Raw genomic sequence first — 18,019 nt, forward strand, 5'->3', positions numbered from 1 at the left:
TGAGCGCAGACACACCAGCATTTTCTGTCTGATAATGAAATGTTCCACTGTTTTCTAATCGATAATCTTATCTTATAGTTTATCAAATTCCAAAAGAAATTAATAGACTTTTTCTTCTGCACAGCAAAAAAATGGCCGTCCCATTCCTCAGTGCAAGGATCAGACGGCCATTTTTCACTATCAGTTTCCAGTTTTATTTCTCATACAAAAATTCTTCCGGCAGTGTTACACCAAAATCCTTTGCCAGATGGCGGAATTCATCCGGTGTGATCGTCTGGCGTTTCGTTGGTTGCATGGAAAGTGTTTTTACCAGAATTTCTGCAGATTTTTCTGCGGTATGCATCAGCCCAAAGGTCAGATCAAAATCAAATCCGGCGGCGAACATACCATGGTGTGCCCAGATAGCAAGATCATATTTTTTCATCAGCTCGCTCGTGGCAACCGCAATCTCTCTGCCTCCCGGAACCATCCACGGAACGACACCGATTCCGGACGGGAATACAACAGGGCACTCGGTTGCCATCTCCCAGAGTTCGCGGGTAAATACTTTATCTTCCAGCGGCAGAACAAAGGTAAGCGCGATCACGTTGGTGGTATGTGCATGGTACACAACGCGGTATCTTTCGTCCTGAAGTTTTTTTACCTCCAGGTTCATCAGATGGCTCGGAAGCTCTGAGGTCGGACGTCCTCCGTTGACGAGACCCCAGACGATGCGGTAATTTTCACCTTTTTCATCCAGCTCAATCATACAGATGCTGTCTTCCGGTTTGATTGTGACATTTCGGAAATATTTTCCGCTTCCGGTTACCAGGAAATACTCTCCCGCAAGATTTGGAACGGTGGTTCCGATCGGATTCCACTCTCTGGCCTCAAAATTTTCTTTTACCTCTTCAACCTCTTCCGGTTTCACACGGTAAGAAAGGTTTCCGCCGTTTCTCTCATGCCATCCCTGCTCCCAGCCGTCATTTGCCATACGGATAAAGCCTTTTACAAATTCTGCGTCTAAAAATTTCATGTTTTTTCCCTCTTCTTTCTCTCTTTTCCTCTTCTTTTATCGATATTTACCGGCACACAACCTCTACCGGCACATCCAGGATTTTTGCCACTTTCAGAATCGTATCAATATGATGTCCGACAGCTGCTGCCATATGATGTGTTGGTCCCGCCTCACTCCATCTGTTGCAGAACTCTCTTGCCCCAATGGAGAAACGTGTTCTCATGTTTGTATCGCCAAAGGTAAAGATCGGACCATCCTCATTGACACCCTCTGCAGCAACAAATTTAAAGTGACCGTCTTTATCCTGCGTAATTCCAAGATATGTAACATCTCCAACTGGCGGATAAAACTGCGTCAGATATCCGCCGCCCGTCTTGCCATGAAAAACATCAACGATTTTCATGGACGGTTTTTTCGCCTGCGAAATATCAGCATCTCCCGATCCGGAGTGGCCGATAATACAGATATCCTCATTGAAATCGATCGAATACATCTCAGAAAGCTGACCGGTTCCGGCGATTGTTTTCAGAATGCTCATTGCCATTGCAACTTTCATATCACCCTCTACGGCACAGGCTGTACCCTGTTTGATCAGCATGGAAAATGCCGGGATCAGCATGCTGTCCAGTTTTCCGGCAACCCCTTTTGCAAAGCCGTCATAATGGGATGCCACCATGCCAAGCTCTTCTTTTTTCACCCACTCTTCAAATGCAACGACATATTTTGCCATATCCCATACGGTCTCTACCGTTGCACCGCCCTCGATGTCAAAGGTATCCAGAATCTCCTCTGCCTTGGCGCGGATTGCGGCCTCATCTGTAACAGGATCCGCGATTGCCCATATTTTCTCCCAGTCGAACTGTTTCGTATAAAGTCCCATCCGGTTGTAAAGGTTTGTTTCATCGATATACAGGTCCATCATTCCCGGATATGGTCTTCCGATCTGGGCAATATTGGTGTAGCGGAATCTTCTGCGTACCTGGGCTGCCCGACACCACTCGTCGATTTCCTTAGCTACGTAAGCATCTCCGCCTTCTACAACACCGGTGATAACGGCATGACGTTTTCCTGCACGCTCCAGATCGGCTACCATCTCACCGACTGCTCCACAGGCATACAGCTCACCCAGCCATTTTGGCGTATCGGTATTCGCATAATCCGGTGCTTTCCGTTTCTGTACATTCACAAGCACAACCGGCACATTCAGGTCACGGACTGCCGGGAGCATATTGTAGCTGGTCGCGTAGGTCAGAAGCTGTAAAATAACAAGATCTACATCCGCTGCACGAAACTTATCTCCTGCTTCCATCGATAATTCTTTCGTTGTAACGATTCCACCATCGATCATTTCAACGGTATCCGGAATCGTCTTTTTGAATGCATCATACTGTGCCTCAAATTCCGGAACCAGCGTCGGAAATTGCGGCAGATATGCACCCAGTGCGATTGCAAATACACCTACTTTTGCTTTTGTTTCAACTAACATGTTCTTTGCCCATTTTAACCTTTCATCTCATTTTTTATGGCTCATATTGTTTGATTTCGAAGGAATGGAAAATACAGTTTCTCGCATCCTTCAAATTGCTGCATTCCTTTCCGGTGATCATCTGCACCGCCAGATTGCCGATGGCAGTTGCCTCTGTCGGTCCCGCCAGTACGGTCCTTCCGGTCTTTTCTGCTGTCAGCCGGTTCAGATAATCGGCGTTGGCGCCGCCGCCTACGACATGAATCTTCCGGTACTGACAGCCCGTTTGTTCTTCCAGTTCTTTTAATGTCTTTGCATAGCATACTGCCAGACTGTTATAGATCACTGCTGCGATCTCTGTAATTCCCTGCGGTATCTGCTGGCCACTTTCTTCACACGCCTTCTGCACTTCTACTGTCATATGTTCCGGTGCCAGAAAACGATCGTCATTTGCATCCACGATGGATGAAATCCTGCATTTCGATGCCATTTCGCAAATGGTTCCAAAACTTACCTCCTCTGCGATTTCTTTTCGTACAGACTGAATCATCCACAGCCCCATAATGTTTTTCAGAAAACGGTATCTTCTGTTGTAGCCGCCTTCATTGGTAAAATTGTGCTGCATGGCTTCTGTCCCGCAATCGGCCTCTTTTAATTCTGTTCCCATCAGAGACCAGGTTCCAGAGCTGATGTAGAGTACATGTTCCCCATTGCTTGGCACAGCGACTACTGCGGAGCCTGTGTCGTGTGTTGCGGGAAGAACAATCTCACAGTCGAAGCCGACCTGCTCCTGAATTTCTTTTTTCAGACGACCGATCACAGTCCCCGGTTCACGGATCGGCAGGAAGATTTTCTCCGGGTATCCCAGTTTTTGAATCATCTCCCTGTTCCAGTCCCCGGTTTCCGGATTGACAAGCTGGGTCGTTGTTGCATTGGTATATTCCTGCGCTTTCACGCCGGAAAGCAGGAAATTCAGGTAATCCGGAATCATCAGAAGAGTCTCTGCTTTTTCCAGCTGTTCCGGCTTTTTCTTCTTCCACGCCATGAGCTGATAAATACTGTTAAAAATTTGTTTCTGAATACCGGTCGATGCATAGAGTTCTTCCTCCGGCACCGTACGGTAAACCTCCTTGTCCATCCCTTTCGTGCGGTCATCGCGATAGGCAACGGCATTTCCGATCCGCTGATCATCTTTGTCCAAAAGGACAAAATCAACCGCCCATGTATCAATTCCGACACTCACCGGGATTTTTCCAAGTTCTCTGCATTTTTTCATTCCGGCCAGCACAGCTTCGAAGAGCGCCTCGATATCCCATACCTTCTCACCGTCCCGTTTCTGCATTCCATTCGGGAAACGGTAAATTTCCTCAAGAACCATTTTCCCATCTTCCATATGGCCGAGAATATGTCTTCCGCTGGATGCTCCTATATCAATTGCTAAATAATATCTTTTCATACCCTTCCTCCATTTTCTGTCTCTAATTATAGATAACTTTATGTGGTAAAAAAAGAACACGCTTTGTCTAAAAAAGTGTCCTTATTTGCACTATAGCAATGTCATTGATCGTATCCATCTGCATCCGTCCGCTCTTCTTCTCCTTCCGCCGCGCCGGAGTTTTTGCTCCATGGAATAATTCAAAAAACGTTTTCACAGGAAATTACGGTAAAAAAATTCCGCAGCACTTCTGTGATTGAGGTGCTGCGGAACTTTTTTACATTTTAGGCTGATATCTCATGTTGGATACATTATAAACTGTGATAAACGCTTTCGGATCAAGTTTGTTGATAAAATTCATCAGCTTCTGGTATTCGGTCTTGTCTACGATCGTGATGATTTCTTTGCGCTTCTGCATGTTATAGGCACCATAGGCTTCATAGATCGTAGCACCGCTGTGCAGCTCATGAAGAATAAATTCCCGAAGTTCTTCTTCCTTTGGAGTGATGATACATACCCGGCGTTTGATATTATGATCAAAAATAAAATGATCCAGAACAATTCCGTTAAAATACGTTCCAAGAATACTCAAAACTACCGTTTTCTTGTCGTAAACGAGTGCTGCAGACAGAGCAACACACATACCAGACAGAGACATGGCTTTTCCAAGCTCCATATGAAGATATTTATTCATGATCTTTGCTACAATATCAAGTCCGCCGGAAGAAGCATTTCTGTTAAAAAGAATACTGAGTCCTACACTGACTACAAGTGTATAGCACAGAACATCCAGCTCCTGACTGTTTGTCATCGAACCAAAATCCGGGAAGATTTTTCAAAAAGTCCAAGAAAAACAGGAAGCATGATACTGGTGTAGACGGTTTTTACACCAAATTCTCTTCCGCAGGTAAAAAAGCCGATGATCAGAAGTACTACGTTCAGAATCATGGTGATGACGGAAAGGGGCAACGGTACAAAGTTGGAAAGTACGATACCAAGACCCGAAATACTGCTGACAGAAGTATGGCTTGGTACCAGAAAAAAATAGACTGCCGCTGCAATAATAGCAACAGCTGCTGTCAGGATCAGGATTTCCAACAGAATCTGAGTATCCTTCAGTTGTTTTTTCATGTTAATTCTCCGTATCTTATTTTTTATGGATGGGAAGATCCCTTCCTTATATTAATGGCATTTTGAAGATATGTAAACCCTTTCCGGGAATCATTCCAACATATTTGTGTATCGTTGTTGCTTTTCCGTCAGCTTTCTGTAATACATATCCTTTTTATTGCTTTTTTTCGTTCTATGCTACAATAAACTTAACATTATCTTGCAACGTAATCAGGAGAACAACATGAGCGAAAAGGGATTGACCAACATTAGTCTCAAAAAAATAAATAAATCAAAGGTTTACCAATATATTTACAGAAAGAAAAAGACCTCCAAGCAGCAGATCGTTCAGGAACTGCAGATGGGTTTATCCACAGTCAGCCAGAACCTCAACCTTCTGGAGCAGGAAGGTCTGATAGAAAAAAACGGCTTTTTGCATCCACCGGCGGAAGAAAAGCAAACGCCATTCAGATTGTATCCGATTTTAAAATTTCTATTGGTATCGGTATTTTAATTTCCTCCCATCCTGGCTGTGTCCTGCTTCCGTAAAATCAATCAGCAATTCTTCCAATGCCACGATGTTAACTTTTTCTTCCATTTTTCAGTTCCTCCACAATCTCGTTATAACGTTTTTTATTTAACCGGTAGAAAAATAATACAACCGCAGTCACAATCCAAAGTGCACCTGGAATCGTCGTAAATGCATGTTTCATAATTGAAAGTACAGTTGCATTTTGTGTCTGATTTGCAATGTAACCATATTTTCCAAGTAATCCTGCTAAAAGTGCTGTTCCAACTGCCATTCCGATTTTATTTCCAAGTGAAATAAATGCATACTGAAAACCGTCATTTCTAAGTCCGGTTTTCCACTCCCCATATTCCACACAGTCTGGAATAATTGCATAGATTGCGGTATTAAATCCAGAGAAAAAAAAACTGTGTGAGACCAGATAATGCATAAAAAATAGCTGATGATTCTTTGGCATTGAAGAAAAACATAGACAACATGGAAATTCCTGTAAACAAAGCAAAGAGAGATGCTGTTCTTCCTTTATTATTCAGCTTGCGGAATAATGGTTGAAAACAGGCTGCCCCGATGATAGAAGGAATAATGATGCACATCGAATAAGTTGTGTAGTAGGAGGCATTTCCTTCCACATATGTAAAGTAGTACAGAATATCTGCGTTTCTACCATACAATGTAAATCCAAATAATATCTGTCCTGCCAATGCAAGAAGATATGGTCTGTTCTGCATAACTGCTTTCAACTGTATCTTTACAGAAATTTTTTCTTTTTCCGGAGTAATCACTGCCTCTTTCGTCTTCGCAAAGCAGAAGAAATGACAGGCTGTAAAAATACATCCATATATGACCGCAACCGTCAGATATCCTGTCTTTGCACTGTGACTGCCGAATTTGCTGAGCAGCGGAACTGTGATAATATTTAACACACCAATTGCAATCATCGCTGCAACCGAACGGGATGTATTTATTTTTGCACGTTCATCAATATCCTGTGTCATAGCACCACACAAGGTTCCATATGGAATATTCACACAGGTATACCCCAAAACCAGCAGACAATATGTAATTACCATATAAATGATCTTTCCATTCTGCGGCCAGTCGGGTCTTGCCCAGAATGTCATGACAAGAAGAATTGCTGTAATTGGTGCCGCTACTAACAGCCATGGACGGTACCGTCCCCATCTCGATTTTGTTTTATCCGTAAGTCCCCCGACGATTGGATCATTGATTGCATCCCAGAATCTTGAAAAAAGCATAAGTGCTGAAACAGCCGCCATACTGATTCCGAACACGTCTGTATAAAATATCATCAGAAAATTACTGACGAACATCCAGCTGAAATTACATCCAACATCACCAAACCCATATGCAATCTTACTGATCAGCGGTACTTTTCCATTTTTGCTTTCGCCTCCCATATGTCCCTCCTATTTTTATCAGAGTTTCTGACAGAACTCTATTTTTTCCTCATTTGGTCCCTTAATCATAAAAAACTTCACACCATTTTCCCAAAATGGCAGTTCTTCGATTCCGTCTGTAATAACTGTGTATTTTTCATTGCAGATTTTCTGATACATACTTTCAATGTCTTCCACATCAAGTGCAACATGTTGGTATGCACCGTCTGACATTTCCGCCTTCCCATTTTCAAAAGTCTCTATGCAGTAATTTTTTATCTGTAAAAATGCCACTTTTTCCCCTGCTTTTTCATTATAAGACTGCATAATTACTTCAAATCCAAGACTCTTATAAAACTCAACTGTTTTCTGTAAATCGTTTGTCGGAAGCCCGACATGGGCAATTCCGACAATTCCATATTTATTTTCCATACGAACTCCTTACTTTTCACTGACGTTGATAATTACTTTCATCGTTGTCTCGCGGTTATCATCAATATACTGGTATGCCTTCAGATAATCTTTAAAAGCAAATGTCTTTGAGATGAGCGGTTTCAAATGAACTTTGCCCTCATTTACCAGTCTGATTCCATCTATGTAATCATCATGGCGGTACATCATCGTGCTCTTAATGTCAAGTTCGTGGTCATTTGCCACTGCAAGATCTACTTCTGCCATTCCTGCAAAAACAGCCACCAGTACGATCGTGCTTCCTTTTCTTGCATATTTAATTGCCTGTCCCATTGTGATATTGTTTCCGGCACAGTCGTAGATCACATCTGCCTTATCCGGTCCAAATGCTTCGATCATCGCCTCACCGAAGTCTTTATTTTTGGTATTCACACACACATCAATTCCACATTCTTTTGCCTTCGCCAATCTAAGATCACTGATATCTGTGATCATCACTTTCGCTGCTCCCATTCCTTTTGCTGTCTGTGCCACGAGATTTCCGATCGGTCCTGCTCCAAGGACTGCAATATTCATGCCAGCCACATCACCCATCTGTTTTACACCATGAACTGCCACAGCAAGAGGTTCGATCATAGCTCCTTCTTCATAGGACATATCTTCCGGAATAGGTGTTACTTTAGATGCATCCACTGCAAAATACTCAGATGCTGTTCCTGTCGTCTGAAATCCCATTACTTTTAATTCCTCACAGAGATTATACTTTCCATGACGACATGGATAGCAATGTCCACAATATACCTGCGGCTCTATCGTCACCTTCTGTCCCACATGAAACTCGGTGATATTTTTTCCAAGTTCTGTAATCTCACCAGAAACCTCATGTCCCTGTGTTACCGGATATTTTGTAAACGGATGTTTTCCATGATAAACATGAATATCTGATCCACAAACACCAATATTCATAATCTTTACCAACACCTGATTTTCCTTTACCTCCGGAACCGGAATCTCTCTGAAAATAATTTCTCCTGGATTTGTCATTACCTGCTGTAACATAGTTGTTTCCTCCTTTTTTATATTGTTATACGTTTTATAAAACGTTTTATTAAAGTAATTATATTATTGTCCTATAAACACAATTTGTCAATATGTTTTTTCATTATTGTCCTATAAACACAATTTGTCAATATGTTTTTTCATATTTTTATATATTTCATAATTTCAAAATATATTTTTTGTATATTTTTCACAATTAATATGCAAAAAAACGGAAAGGAAACCGTAGTTACTGTTTTCTTTCCGTTTTTTTACTATAATATCTTTTTCTAATTTTACACAACTTCTCGTTTTTCACACATATAAATCGGACATCGCATTCGCTTTGCAACTTGTCAGTGGGAGTTTTTAACTCCAACAGACTAAACATCCCCTTACCCAACGCTTAATTCCCTACGCACCAGATGCGGTGGACTGCTTATCTGCGTTCAGAAAAATTACAATTCTACCATATGTTTTGTAAAAAAGTATTTCGCGGCTCCAACAGCCGACGCTTCTTTCTTATACGAACAATTTTTCAAGTATGAAACATCATGCTCAAAGCCATTATATGCCATCACTTTTTCGCCCAGTGGTATCATATAATCTGACAATACGCCTCCCACATCACCTCCTAGTATGATGTCCATATCATATGCCATCCGCAGATTTGATATCAAAACAGCAAGATGATCCAAATACTCATTCCATGTCTGCAAATTTTTTTCATCACCACTTTCAATTTTTTCCATAAATGCATCCAGTGACTGCCTGTTATCTTGTGTCAGTACACTTGCTGCACAATATGCATCTGCACATCCTGATTTACCACAATAACACTTTCTTCCACCGGGAACGAGTATCATGTGACCAAACTCCCCTGCTTTCTGGTTCTGCCCTCGAAACAGCTTTCCATCTATGCAGAATGCACCTCCTAAGGTGTGGTTCAAAGACAGATATATCGCATTTGGATACTTTTGCTTTTTTTCTGCAAGCATTGCAGCATTAGCATCGTTTTCAAAATATACTGGAATGTCCAAAGCCTGCTCTAAAAAGCGCAGACTATAATTCTCTATACCTAAAGCATGGGATTTTAAAACGATCCGTTCTTTCTGATCAATAATTCCTGGAATCGCCACTCCAATCCCAAGTAGCGTGTCCTTCGCTAATTCGCCTTCAAGAAAAGTTCTGACCTTTTGTGCCACCTCTGTACAATAGAATAATTCTGCCGTAAATTTTAAACGGATGCGATCTTTTTTTATAATCTCATCTCCAAGATTTACTAATACCATTTCTATATGATTCGCTGTAATCAAAATTCCCATTGCATGACAGTATGACTTATTAATCCCTATACTTTTTGCCTTTCGTCCACCGGTCGAAGCATATTCCCCAGTTTCTTCCAACACCATTTTTTCTAATAAGTCATTCACATTTGCTAACACAGTCGGCATACTCAAGTTTAACTCTTTTGCGATTTCCGCCTTGGATGTAACATGCTTGTTTAGCACATAATTAATTTATTTTTTTTCTTGTTGTATTTTTTTTATCTTTATTTTCCGTTTTCTTACCCTCTTTTATTAAATATATTATAAAAGAATTATATGCTTTTTTATTCTTCTTGTAAAGTAATGTTTTATAATAAATCTCCGACAGAATTTATCTTATAAACAGCCAAAAGCTCCCGAAGGAGTTTTCCACGCTTTAGATCTACACCAATTCTTTTAACACAAGTTCTTCTGCCATATTACGAATACCATTTACCAATCTGACCCATTCCATCTGATCACGAGCTTTCAACTCAGCACTGGTTGCATCCAACTTCTAAATCTAAGTCGATCTCTATCGTGTCATCTGGCTTTTGTTGGGACAAAAGAACTACCGTCTCACAGAACATATTTTATCGCAAGGCTTTTAAAAATGGAATAGATTTTACCAAACGACAGTTTTCAAAAAACTTATAAGGGATTTTTCCCTTGAACCCATCATTTATGATATATGGTGGTGCTTTTCGCCCCCAAATCGTGAAAGTGGGGGCACTTTCTGTCCCCACTCAGGAAATGTTGCTAAAATACTGTTTAGATTTATCATACATACAAAATGGAAGTTATCTATTTCTCCTCTTCATTAAGACCTAATTCATTACATATTACTTGCTATCCCTGATATCTTATTCTTTCTACCAGCGTTTCCTTTTTCAGATTACTGCTTAAAACGCAGGAAAGTACAATCTGCAACAGACCGACCAAAAAAATCATAATAAAAATTGGTACGATTGGAACATGATAGATATTCATTCCAAATATTCCATTATGTTTTGCATAGGAAAAAAGTGCATAGCCGAGCGGCAGACCAATGATCAAAGCTACGCATATGGTACCCACCGTAAACATCAGTCCCTGTAACTGCAGGCATAAATTTAATTGTTTATTTGTCATACCCACAGCCTGTAATATACCATATTCCTGCTTTTTTGTCGTAATATTCATGATCATGGTATTCGCCATATTCATAAACCCGATGAGTCCTACAATAGCCATAAACAGATAACAGCCAAGCTTCATCATGCTGCTTGCAAATTCGGCAGATTGTAACTGCGCATGATAAGTATCCATTTTTATATGCGAAGTATTAGAAATCAAAGTATTCAGACTTTGTTCTACAGATGCCACATCTTTTTTATCACAGTCCACCCACAGATAGCCATAGGCTGTTCCTCTCGGATTCATGGAACGGTATACACCTTCCGGAATGACAAGATAAGTGTCCGCACTTACAAAAGAGCCTGCAATCTTTCCCTGATAGGTATAGGTTCCACTTCCATTCTCAAAGTCAAATGCAATGGATTCACCCGGAGCATATCCATCTTGTTCCATCCACGTTGACCAGCCAAAGAAAATATCACCATTCTTTACCGCCTGATCATAGTCCATAGAGCCAATATCCCCGTCTTGGCGCATAAAATCAAAATCATTTTTACTCACAATATCAGCCGGAAATCTTGTTCCGTTCAGATTTACAGAGACAATCTCTCTCGTCATGACATCTGTCACTCCTGGAATGCTTTTGATTTCTTCAATCATTGAATCATCCAGTGGGTTGTTCTGTAGGATTGTGTCCAGATTATTCTCCGAATAGGCTTCATCATAATTCTGGGAATAATCCAGCTGCAACTCAAATTGTCCATGGTTGATTGCAATCCGCGCCTCGTGCTCCGTGTCAATATTTCCAACATAATTAGAGATAATTACAAACAATACACAGGAAAGCCCCATGGTAAGAATCGTAGCAATGGTTCTTTTCGGATTGCCTGTCACATTTGCCATTGCCATGGAGAAAACGGTGACATCTTTTCTGCCTTTTCGTCTGCCCTGTTTTTGCGTTTTGGAGCCGTCAAGATACCGTGTCGCTTCGATGGGTGAAATCCGGGAAACAATTTTCATGGGTTTGCGCAGAGCCAAAACGACCGTAAGAAACGATACAAAAATGCAGATGAGCATAATTGTCAGTGAAAACAGAGGCACCTGATGGTTCTTGATTCCGGACGATACCAGATTTCCCTGCTCCACCAGCCAGTTGAAGCTGACTTTTGCAATCAGGAAACCAAACAGCAGCCCCAGCGGTATCGAAGGAACCGCCAGAAGAATGCCCTCACGAAAAATCAACTGCTTCATCTGCTTTCTGGTTGCACCCAGCGCCTTGATTTTTCCGTACTCCTGAACCTTCTGGGCGATCCCGACCTGGAAGATATTATAAATGACCACAACGGAAAACAGCACGATTCCGAGGATCAGGGTTCCACAAACCACAATCATTTCATAGCTCGGCTGCAATACCCACTGCAGGTAGAGGTCATTGATGATCACGTTTTTCTGGTCAATGCCGCAGGAATCCGCGATTTCTTTTATAACAGGCGCAACATTATTCATAGATACATTTGCAGAATCGCTCAAGGTAAAATAGATATTATATTGCCTGTCACCCTCCGCAACACGCTCATTATAAAAATCCTGCGAACCGAATACAACATAGGAAGCCTTGATGGTATATTCATCCCGGTCATATAAAATCCCGCTGACAGTAAATTCCACCGGTGCGTATTCCGACTGCATGCCGGAACGGTACTCCAATGTTACGGTGTCTCCGACCTTTACATCATGGTATCCCACTGCATCAAAGAAAGCGCGTCCTGCGGCAATTTCCTGCGCCTTTTCCGGATAGGTACCTTCCTTCAACACATATTCCTGATTATAGGGAAGCATTTTCCTGACCGTTTCATCCGCACTGACAAAGCCGCCATTTTCATTTCCTTTCAGGATGCCCTCCGTACACATGATGCCGATATCAGATATCTCAGCTCTGCGTTCCACTTCTTTTAATTGCGTACCATCTGCGACGATAAACAGGCCGTAGTTGCTTCCGTATGAGCCTGCCGCCTGACTTTTCTGCAAACGTATCATTCCATTTCCCACAGTACTGATAATCACAAGCAGCATCGTAGTCAGACATATGGACATCATAATCAGTATACTTCTTGTCTTGTTCTTTTTGTCATTGCTATATGCAATCCTGCTTATTGTCTTCATCTGAAATCCACCACCTGTCCGTCCTCAATCACCAGAATACGGTCAGCGACCTGTGCAATTTCGTCATCATGGGTAATCATTACAATTGTCTGTCCATATTTTTTTGCTGTCATCTTAAGTAGGGCGATCACCTCATCACTGGTCTTGGAATCAAGATTTCCTGTCGGCTCATCTGCAAATATAATTTCCGGACGATTCACCAGTGCTCTTGCAATTGCTACTCTCTGCTGCTGTCCTCCGGATAACTGATTTGGCAAATTGTAAATCCTCTTTTCAATCCCCAGAGTTGCAATAATATCATTTACATACGCTTCATCCACTTTTCTTCCATCCAGCCCCAGTGGCAGTACAATATTTTCCCAGACATTAACAGATGAAACCAGATTAAATGCCTGAAAAACAAATCCGATTTTTCTTCTGCGGAAAACAGCAAGGGCATCTTCCTTCATCCTGTATAAATCTTTCCCTGCTAAAGTAACACTGCCTTTTGTCGGGGTGTCTAGCCCTCCAAGCATATGAAGTAATGTACTTTTACCGGAACCTGACTTTCCAACAATTGCGACAAATTCTCCCTGCTCAATCTGAATGTCCACCTGATTGACCGCTTTGACCTGATTCTCACCTGCGCCATAAAACTTACAAAGCTGCTTGGTTTCTAATATCACACTCAATGTGCTACCTCCTTTTCAATTCTATAAAACGTACCTTTTCAGCACGCTTTCTTTGCCTGTTTATATATTTGGTCATTTTTCAACCTACATCCAAATTGTATCAGGATAATCTTTCATTTCACTTTCAAAAACGAGCAGAAGTCTTACAGAATTGTAAGATTTCTGCTCATTTAAAATTTAACTAACATATGGTAATTGAATCACAAACGTGCTTCCTTTTTTCTTTTTACCGGAGGTTACCGTAATCATACCTGCGTGCTTTTCGATAATTTCTCTCGATAGAAAAAGTCCGATTCCTGTACCACTCTTTTCCATGACCTCCCTGGAACTTCCTCTGTAAAATCGTTGAAAAATTTTGTGATACTCATTCTGCGGAATACCAATTCCCTGATCCTCAATTTCCATTCTTACAAGATCGTTTCTTTTTTGTAACCGGATAAATATTTTTGAACCACCCGGACTGTACTTGACCGCATTATCCAGAACGTTGATCACAGCTTCGCCAAGCCACCTTTTATCCTGCATAATCGTGCATGTTTCCAGCTCTTTTTCATAGTCAAAAACGAATTCAATTTCTTTCTCATCCGCTTTTGGATATGTACGATTCACAGCAGATATGACAGTATCTATAAGTGGAAGTTTTTTCTTATTCATCTGAATCAGTCCAGTTTCCATCTTGGATATTTCAAGAAGCGACTGCAATAATGTCTCCAGTCCATCCAGAGCACTCCGACAACGGATACGAAACTCCTCCTGTTCTGTGGCACTTAAGTCATTCTGCATCAGCACACTAAAACATATATCCAAAGCTGCAACCGGTGTCTTTAACTGGTGTGAAATGTCAGAAACCATTTCTTTCGTGCTCTCTTTTTCTGTCCGTGCTTCTTCCTTTAGCAACTGAATATGATGTCCGATTGCTTCAAGCTGGTCATTCAATTTTTCCAGTTCTGCGTAATTTTCCGTTTTCAGTAAATCATCAAATTTATTTTCACGGAATCTGATCAGAATTTCTTCCAACTGGTCTAATATTTTCTGATGACACGCATCTTCTTTTTTCTTCCAATAAAGTAAAAAAGTCAAAAAAAACACGCATATCACAGTGCTTACAGCACCGATCACCATAACCTGATGCTGGAATTGCGAATAAAATGCATTCCCTTTATTTCCCCAGTATCCATATTGCTCCAATAATTGCTTTCCCTGTTCGTTGGTTTCAATATCCTTATCCTTAAGCAATTCCGAAACAGCATCCAGCCCGGAAAATTCTTCCTTTGCAGCAATCTCTGTCATAAGATTCATTTTATATTTGTAATCTTCATAAAACACATACGTGGTAAAGCAATTTAATATTGCAAACAATAATATGACAGGTAATACCAAGGAGAACACTACTGTAATCTTCTTGCGATATCTCTTTGTCACTGCCTTACCTCCTGATTCCATATATACCCAAGACCTCTGATATTCTTGATATAGACCGGTGCAGCCGGATTGTCTTCGATTTTCTCACGGAGTCTTCTGATATTGACAGCGATTGTATTTTCATCCACAAAATCCCCTTCCAGATCAAACACATTTTCCAATATTTGTGTTTTTGAAAGAATCTGTTTCGGATTCTGAAGAAAAAAAGTCAGCATTTTCAACTCCGTTTTTGTCAGACTGATTTCACGACTCTTTATCAGGACTTTCATTTCTCCTGCGATAAATACGATATCTCCCGAAATCATCTTTCCGGCTTCCGTTTTCTCCTGTCTGCGGCGGAAATGTGCTTCTATTTTCAAAAGAAGTACCGAAAGACTAAACGGCTTTGTAATATAATCATCTGCCCTGCTTCATATCCCATGACCTGATCCATCTCCTGATCTAGTGCTGTAAGACAAATAATGTATGTATTATAATTGCATCTCATCCACCTTACAAATTCCAGTCCATTCCCATCCGGAAGATTCACATCACAAATGGTAACATCCACATTATGATCACTTGCAATTCTTTTCGCTTTTTTCACTGATTCTGCTGAAAAAACCTCATATCCGGATTTTTTCAGTGAAAATGTAATTCCACGATTTAAATTTTCATCATCTTCAACCACGAGTATACCTGGCATAGCATCTGCACCTCTCTTTATTAACTATTCATCTTAAAATGCTTCAATGCCTCCACAATTGCACTCTCTTTATCTTCTGGACACTGCGGTTGCCTGCTATCTTCATTTTTAGGTAAATTAGGACTTGGAACAAGTTCCAAGTCTGTCGCGGCAGTCGTCGAATTGCCCTGCAAGCAGTCCATTCTCCTCGTTGCAACGCGCAAATTCTTTCCAACCTCAATTCCGCATTTTCTCTTTACCTGTGAGATATACAGATTGGAAACCTTCATGCCGGCATTATGTTCAGCCACATACTTCTTTATCTCATCATATGTTGCCTTAGTCTCTGCAGATGTTATATCCACATTATCAAGTTCAATCGTGACATTAATATAATCATCCGGCTTCTGTTTCAATTGGGACAAAAGAACTACCGTCTCAACATGGCTCGATAGGTCCGGATTGATGTCAGGCATCTGGAACCTGTCCCGGCTAATATTGTTTGTACCAAAATATCTCCGTTTGTTTGCGGAAACATATCTACAAATTCTGTAGCAAGAAAATCTTGATACATTCCGCTATCCATATCGCAGCCTGAACCTTGTTTGTCCACGGAAAAAGTTCAACTTTTTTATTCGTTTCTACTATTATAGTGATTCCAACATAAAAGTCAAATCTTCCGAGGAACTGCCATTGTCTCAACCTTGTCCGTTCTTCCTACAAAAACGGGTCAACGGCTATTTTTCGTTCTAATTGATAGCCAGTTTTCCATGCACTCAACCTTAGCATTTCTGAAAATCCGGCATTGAAAGGGAGAAACAATCCTGTTATTTCTTCGCATTCTCTTCCAATTCCAGCATGTATTTATCAAAGTCAGACATAAACAATCTGTCCTGGATAACACGATATTTTTCAAATTCAGTCTCAGCATGAAGCTTTGCAATTTCAGCTGACACTTTCCCTGCATCCTGTAAAATACCATAATCAAACATTTCAATAAAGCTATTAAGCCGTTTTTCCCAGTCCTGCATCGTGAGTGGAATATGCCGTAATGTCATATTCTCAGCAAAATCCAAGTATGCAGTAACCATACGATTCAGCTGTTTCATTTCATCCTGACTCAAATAATTCTTGGCAACCGTAACATCACTCTTCTTAATTTTGCCTTCAGGAGTATCTGCCCAAGTAGTTAATCCCATATGCTCTCTTGTATGGTCAGCTCTTTCTACAATCAGTTCAGCCGCCGTATGACCATGAACTGCGTAATGCATTTTATTCTGAACTGTTGCGTAGAATCTCCTGGTAGTTACAGAATTCTTATCGTAATCAATGGCTGTGGCATACAGGTCAGTTATTTTCTGATAAAACTTTCTTTCACTTGCTCGAATTTCACGAATTCGTTCTAACTGCTCATCAAAATACTTTTCTGTCAGATAAGTTCCGCGTTTGAGACGCTCGTCATCCATAACCCAGCCTTTGATGGTATAGTCCTTTACAATTTGATTGACCCATTTACGGAACTGCACCGCACACTCAGAATTTACCTTAAATCCTACTGCAATGATCATCTCTAAGGAATAGTGATTTGTGCTGTAGCTTTTTCCGTCGGCGGCAGTTATTCGAAATTTTCGAATAACTGAATCCTCTTGTAACTCACTGTCCTCAAAGATTTTCTTAATATGATAATTTATAGTGTTAGTGCCGACATCGTACAATGTGGCCATCATCTTCTGTGTCAGCCATATATTCTCATCCTCATAGCGCATCTCAATGCTGTCCTGCTGATCACCCACAGAGGCAACATAGGTTAAGTATTCTGCTGCACTGGAACGGATGGTTATTTCATCTTTTTTCTTTTTCAAATAAGCGGCCTCCTTCTTCGATAAAGCACTCTATAATAAACAATGAACGAATTTCTGTATACTCTCATCGCCCATGACAACGCTTATACTTCTTTCCACTTCCACATGGACACAATTCATTGCGGCCTATCTTCTTCGGCCAATTTGCTCTTTCCTGAACCATAATAGGAATTTTTCCATCATGCATAAGTTCAAGTTCCCTCAGACGATACAAATATTCAGAGACTCCCAATATAGCTTGAAACATACGCATTGCCTCATTTTCAAATTCAAGCAAATATTCTGTTTTCTTTTTTGTTCTATCTTTCGGATTAGGAATATAAGTTATCAACTGGTCTACTGAATTGTATTCAACATCATTATGACCGATAGTCTAGCATTTTCAATACCTATACTATCAACATTCTTTTTCTTCGATTAAATAGACACTGT

12 protein-coding genes and 5 pseudogenes are annotated in these 18,019 nt (G+C 40.8%); 1 reads left to right on the top strand and 16 read right to left on the bottom strand.

What is annotated here, in order from left to right:
- Nucleotides 1-193: 193 nt before the first annotated feature.
- The 4 genes and pseudogenes from rhaD to DXA55_RS19180 all read right to left on the bottom strand — a co-directional run bounded on the left by rhaD (nt 194) and on the right by DXA55_RS19180 (nt 5,028).
- Entirely contained in the window at nt 194-1,015 is an 822-nt protein-coding gene (rhaD, locus tag DXA55_RS05135; protein WP_117813229.1) for a rhamnulose-1-phosphate aldolase, read from the bottom strand.
- Nucleotides 1,016-1,061: 46 nt separating this feature from the next.
- Entirely contained in the window at nt 1,062-2,483 is a 1,422-nt protein-coding gene (locus tag DXA55_RS05140) for an arabinose isomerase (RefSeq protein ID WP_117813231.1), read from the bottom strand.
- Nucleotides 2,484-2,517: 34 nt separating this feature from the next.
- Nucleotides 2,518-3,918 carry a rhamnulokinase gene (gene rhaB / locus DXA55_RS05145; protein WP_117813233.1) on the bottom strand — a complete coding sequence of 467 codons (1,401 nt, stop codon included), beginning with the start codon at nt 3,916-3,918 and terminating at the stop codon, nt 2,518-2,520.
- Nucleotides 3,919-4,174: 256 nt separating this feature from the next.
- A pseudogene (locus DXA55_RS19180) lies at nt 4,175-5,028 on the bottom strand (YitT family protein).
- A 223-nt stretch (nt 5,029-5,251) separates the two neighbouring features.
- Here DXA55_RS19180 and DXA55_RS05155 point away from each other — a divergent pair.
- Nucleotides 5,252-5,521, top strand: coding sequence for a MarR family transcriptional regulator (locus tag DXA55_RS05155; RefSeq protein WP_242998363.1), 270 nt, complete (start codon nt 5,252-5,254; stop codon nt 5,519-5,521).
- A 67-nt stretch (nt 5,522-5,588) separates the two neighbouring features.
- On the opposite strand, the pseudogene DXA55_RS05160 reads toward DXA55_RS05155, so the two are convergent.
- The 12 genes and pseudogenes from DXA55_RS05160 to DXA55_RS19525 form a co-directional block, all read right to left on the bottom strand.
- A pseudogene (locus DXA55_RS05160) lies at nt 5,589-6,954 on the bottom strand (MFS transporter).
- An 18-nt stretch (nt 6,955-6,972) separates the two neighbouring features.
- Entirely contained in the window at nt 6,973-7,365 is a 393-nt protein-coding gene (locus tag DXA55_RS05165) for a VOC family protein (RefSeq protein WP_117813235.1), read from the bottom strand.
- 9 nt (nt 7,366-7,374) lie between these two features.
- Nucleotides 7,375-8,403, bottom strand: coding sequence for a zinc-dependent alcohol dehydrogenase (locus DXA55_RS05170; protein ID WP_055268459.1), 1,029 nt, complete (start codon nt 8,401-8,403; stop codon nt 7,375-7,377).
- A 437-nt stretch (nt 8,404-8,840) separates the two neighbouring features.
- Nucleotides 8,841-9,836: an ROK family protein gene (locus tag DXA55_RS05175; protein WP_199605748.1), complete on the bottom strand. Its 996-nt coding sequence runs from the start codon at nt 9,834-9,836 to the stop codon at nt 8,841-8,843.
- Between the two features lie 256 nt (nt 9,837-10,092).
- A pseudogene (locus DXA55_RS18470) lies at nt 10,093-10,191 on the bottom strand (TnpV protein); the annotation flags it as partial.
- Nucleotides 10,192-10,538: 347 nt separating this feature from the next.
- Nucleotides 10,539-12,968 carry an ABC transporter permease gene (locus DXA55_RS05185; protein ID WP_117813239.1) on the bottom strand — a complete coding sequence of 810 codons (2,430 nt, stop codon included), beginning with the start codon at nt 12,966-12,968 and terminating at the stop codon, nt 10,539-10,541.
- Nucleotides 12,965-13,639 (bottom strand): ABC transporter ATP-binding protein, encoded by a 675-nt coding sequence (locus DXA55_RS05190; protein WP_015520995.1) that lies wholly within the window; start codon nt 13,637-13,639, stop codon nt 12,965-12,967. Before DXA55_RS05190 ends, DXA55_RS05185 begins: the two co-directional genes overlap by 4 nt.
- A 177-nt stretch (nt 13,640-13,816) precedes the next feature.
- On the bottom strand, nt 13,817-15,082 hold the full coding sequence (locus DXA55_RS05195; RefSeq protein WP_117813241.1) for a sensor histidine kinase: 1,266 nt from the start codon (nt 15,080-15,082) through the stop codon (nt 13,817-13,819).
- Nucleotides 15,058-15,746: pseudogene (locus DXA55_RS05200) on the bottom strand (response regulator transcription factor). Before DXA55_RS05200 ends, DXA55_RS05195 begins: the two are co-directional and overlap by 25 nt.
- 20 nt (nt 15,747-15,766) lie before the next feature.
- Nucleotides 15,767-16,177, bottom strand: a pseudogene (locus DXA55_RS05205) (hypothetical protein); the annotation flags it as partial.
- Between the two features lie 375 nt (nt 16,178-16,552).
- The gene (locus DXA55_RS05210; RefSeq protein WP_117813243.1) at nt 16,553-17,587 is read right to left on the bottom strand and encodes a virulence RhuM family protein; all 1,035 of its coding nucleotides are present in this window, start codon (nt 17,585-17,587) and stop codon (nt 16,553-16,555) included.
- 64 nt (nt 17,588-17,651) lie between these two features.
- Complete coding sequence (locus DXA55_RS19525; RefSeq protein WP_416388276.1) at nt 17,652-17,840, bottom strand: SEC-C metal-binding domain-containing protein; 189 nt, start codon at nt 17,838-17,840, stop codon at nt 17,652-17,654.
- Between the last annotated feature and the right edge of the window lie 179 nt (nt 17,841-18,019).

The organism is Blautia sp. OF03-13, from assembly GCF_003460685.1.
GTDB lineage: Bacteria > Bacillota > Clostridia > Lachnospirales > Lachnospiraceae > Fusicatenibacter > Fusicatenibacter saccharivorans.

What these genes read in the sequence shown, in the direction of transcription:
- DXA55_RS05175 (WP_199605748.1), bottom strand. Translation starts at nt 9,836, where the DNA reads ATGCCGACTGTGTTAGCAAATGTGAATGACTTATTAGAAAAAATGGTG.
- DXA55_RS05185 (WP_117813239.1), bottom strand. Translation starts at nt 12,968, where the DNA reads ATGAAGACAATAAGCAGGATTGCATATAGCAATGACAAAAAGAACAAG.
- DXA55_RS05165 (WP_117813235.1), bottom strand. Translation starts at nt 7,365, where the DNA reads ATGGAAAATAAATATGGAATTGTCGGAATTGCCCATGTCGGGCTTCCG.
- rhaB (WP_117813233.1), bottom strand. Translation starts at nt 3,918, where the DNA reads ATGAAAAGATATTATTTAGCAATTGATATAGGAGCATCCAGCGGAAGA.
- DXA55_RS05140 (WP_117813231.1), bottom strand. Translation starts at nt 2,483, where the DNA reads ATGTTAGTTGAAACAAAAGCAAAAGTAGGTGTATTTGCAATCGCACTG.
- DXA55_RS05170 (WP_055268459.1), bottom strand. Translation starts at nt 8,403, where the DNA reads ATGTTACAGCAGGTAATGACAAATCCAGGAGAAATTATTTTCAGAGAG.
- DXA55_RS05195 (WP_117813241.1), bottom strand. Translation starts at nt 15,082, where the DNA reads ATGGAATCAGGAGGTAAGGCAGTGACAAAGAGATATCGCAAGAAGATT.
- DXA55_RS19525 (WP_416388276.1), bottom strand. Translation starts at nt 17,840, where the DNA reads ATGCGTATGTTTCAAGCTATATTGGGAGTCTCTGAATATTTGTATCGT.
- DXA55_RS05155 (WP_242998363.1), top strand. Translation starts at nt 5,252, where the DNA reads ATGAGCGAAAAGGGATTGACCAACATTAGTCTCAAAAAAATAAATAAA.
- rhaD (WP_117813229.1), bottom strand. Translation starts at nt 1,015, where the DNA reads ATGAAATTTTTAGACGCAGAATTTGTAAAAGGCTTTATCCGTATGGCA.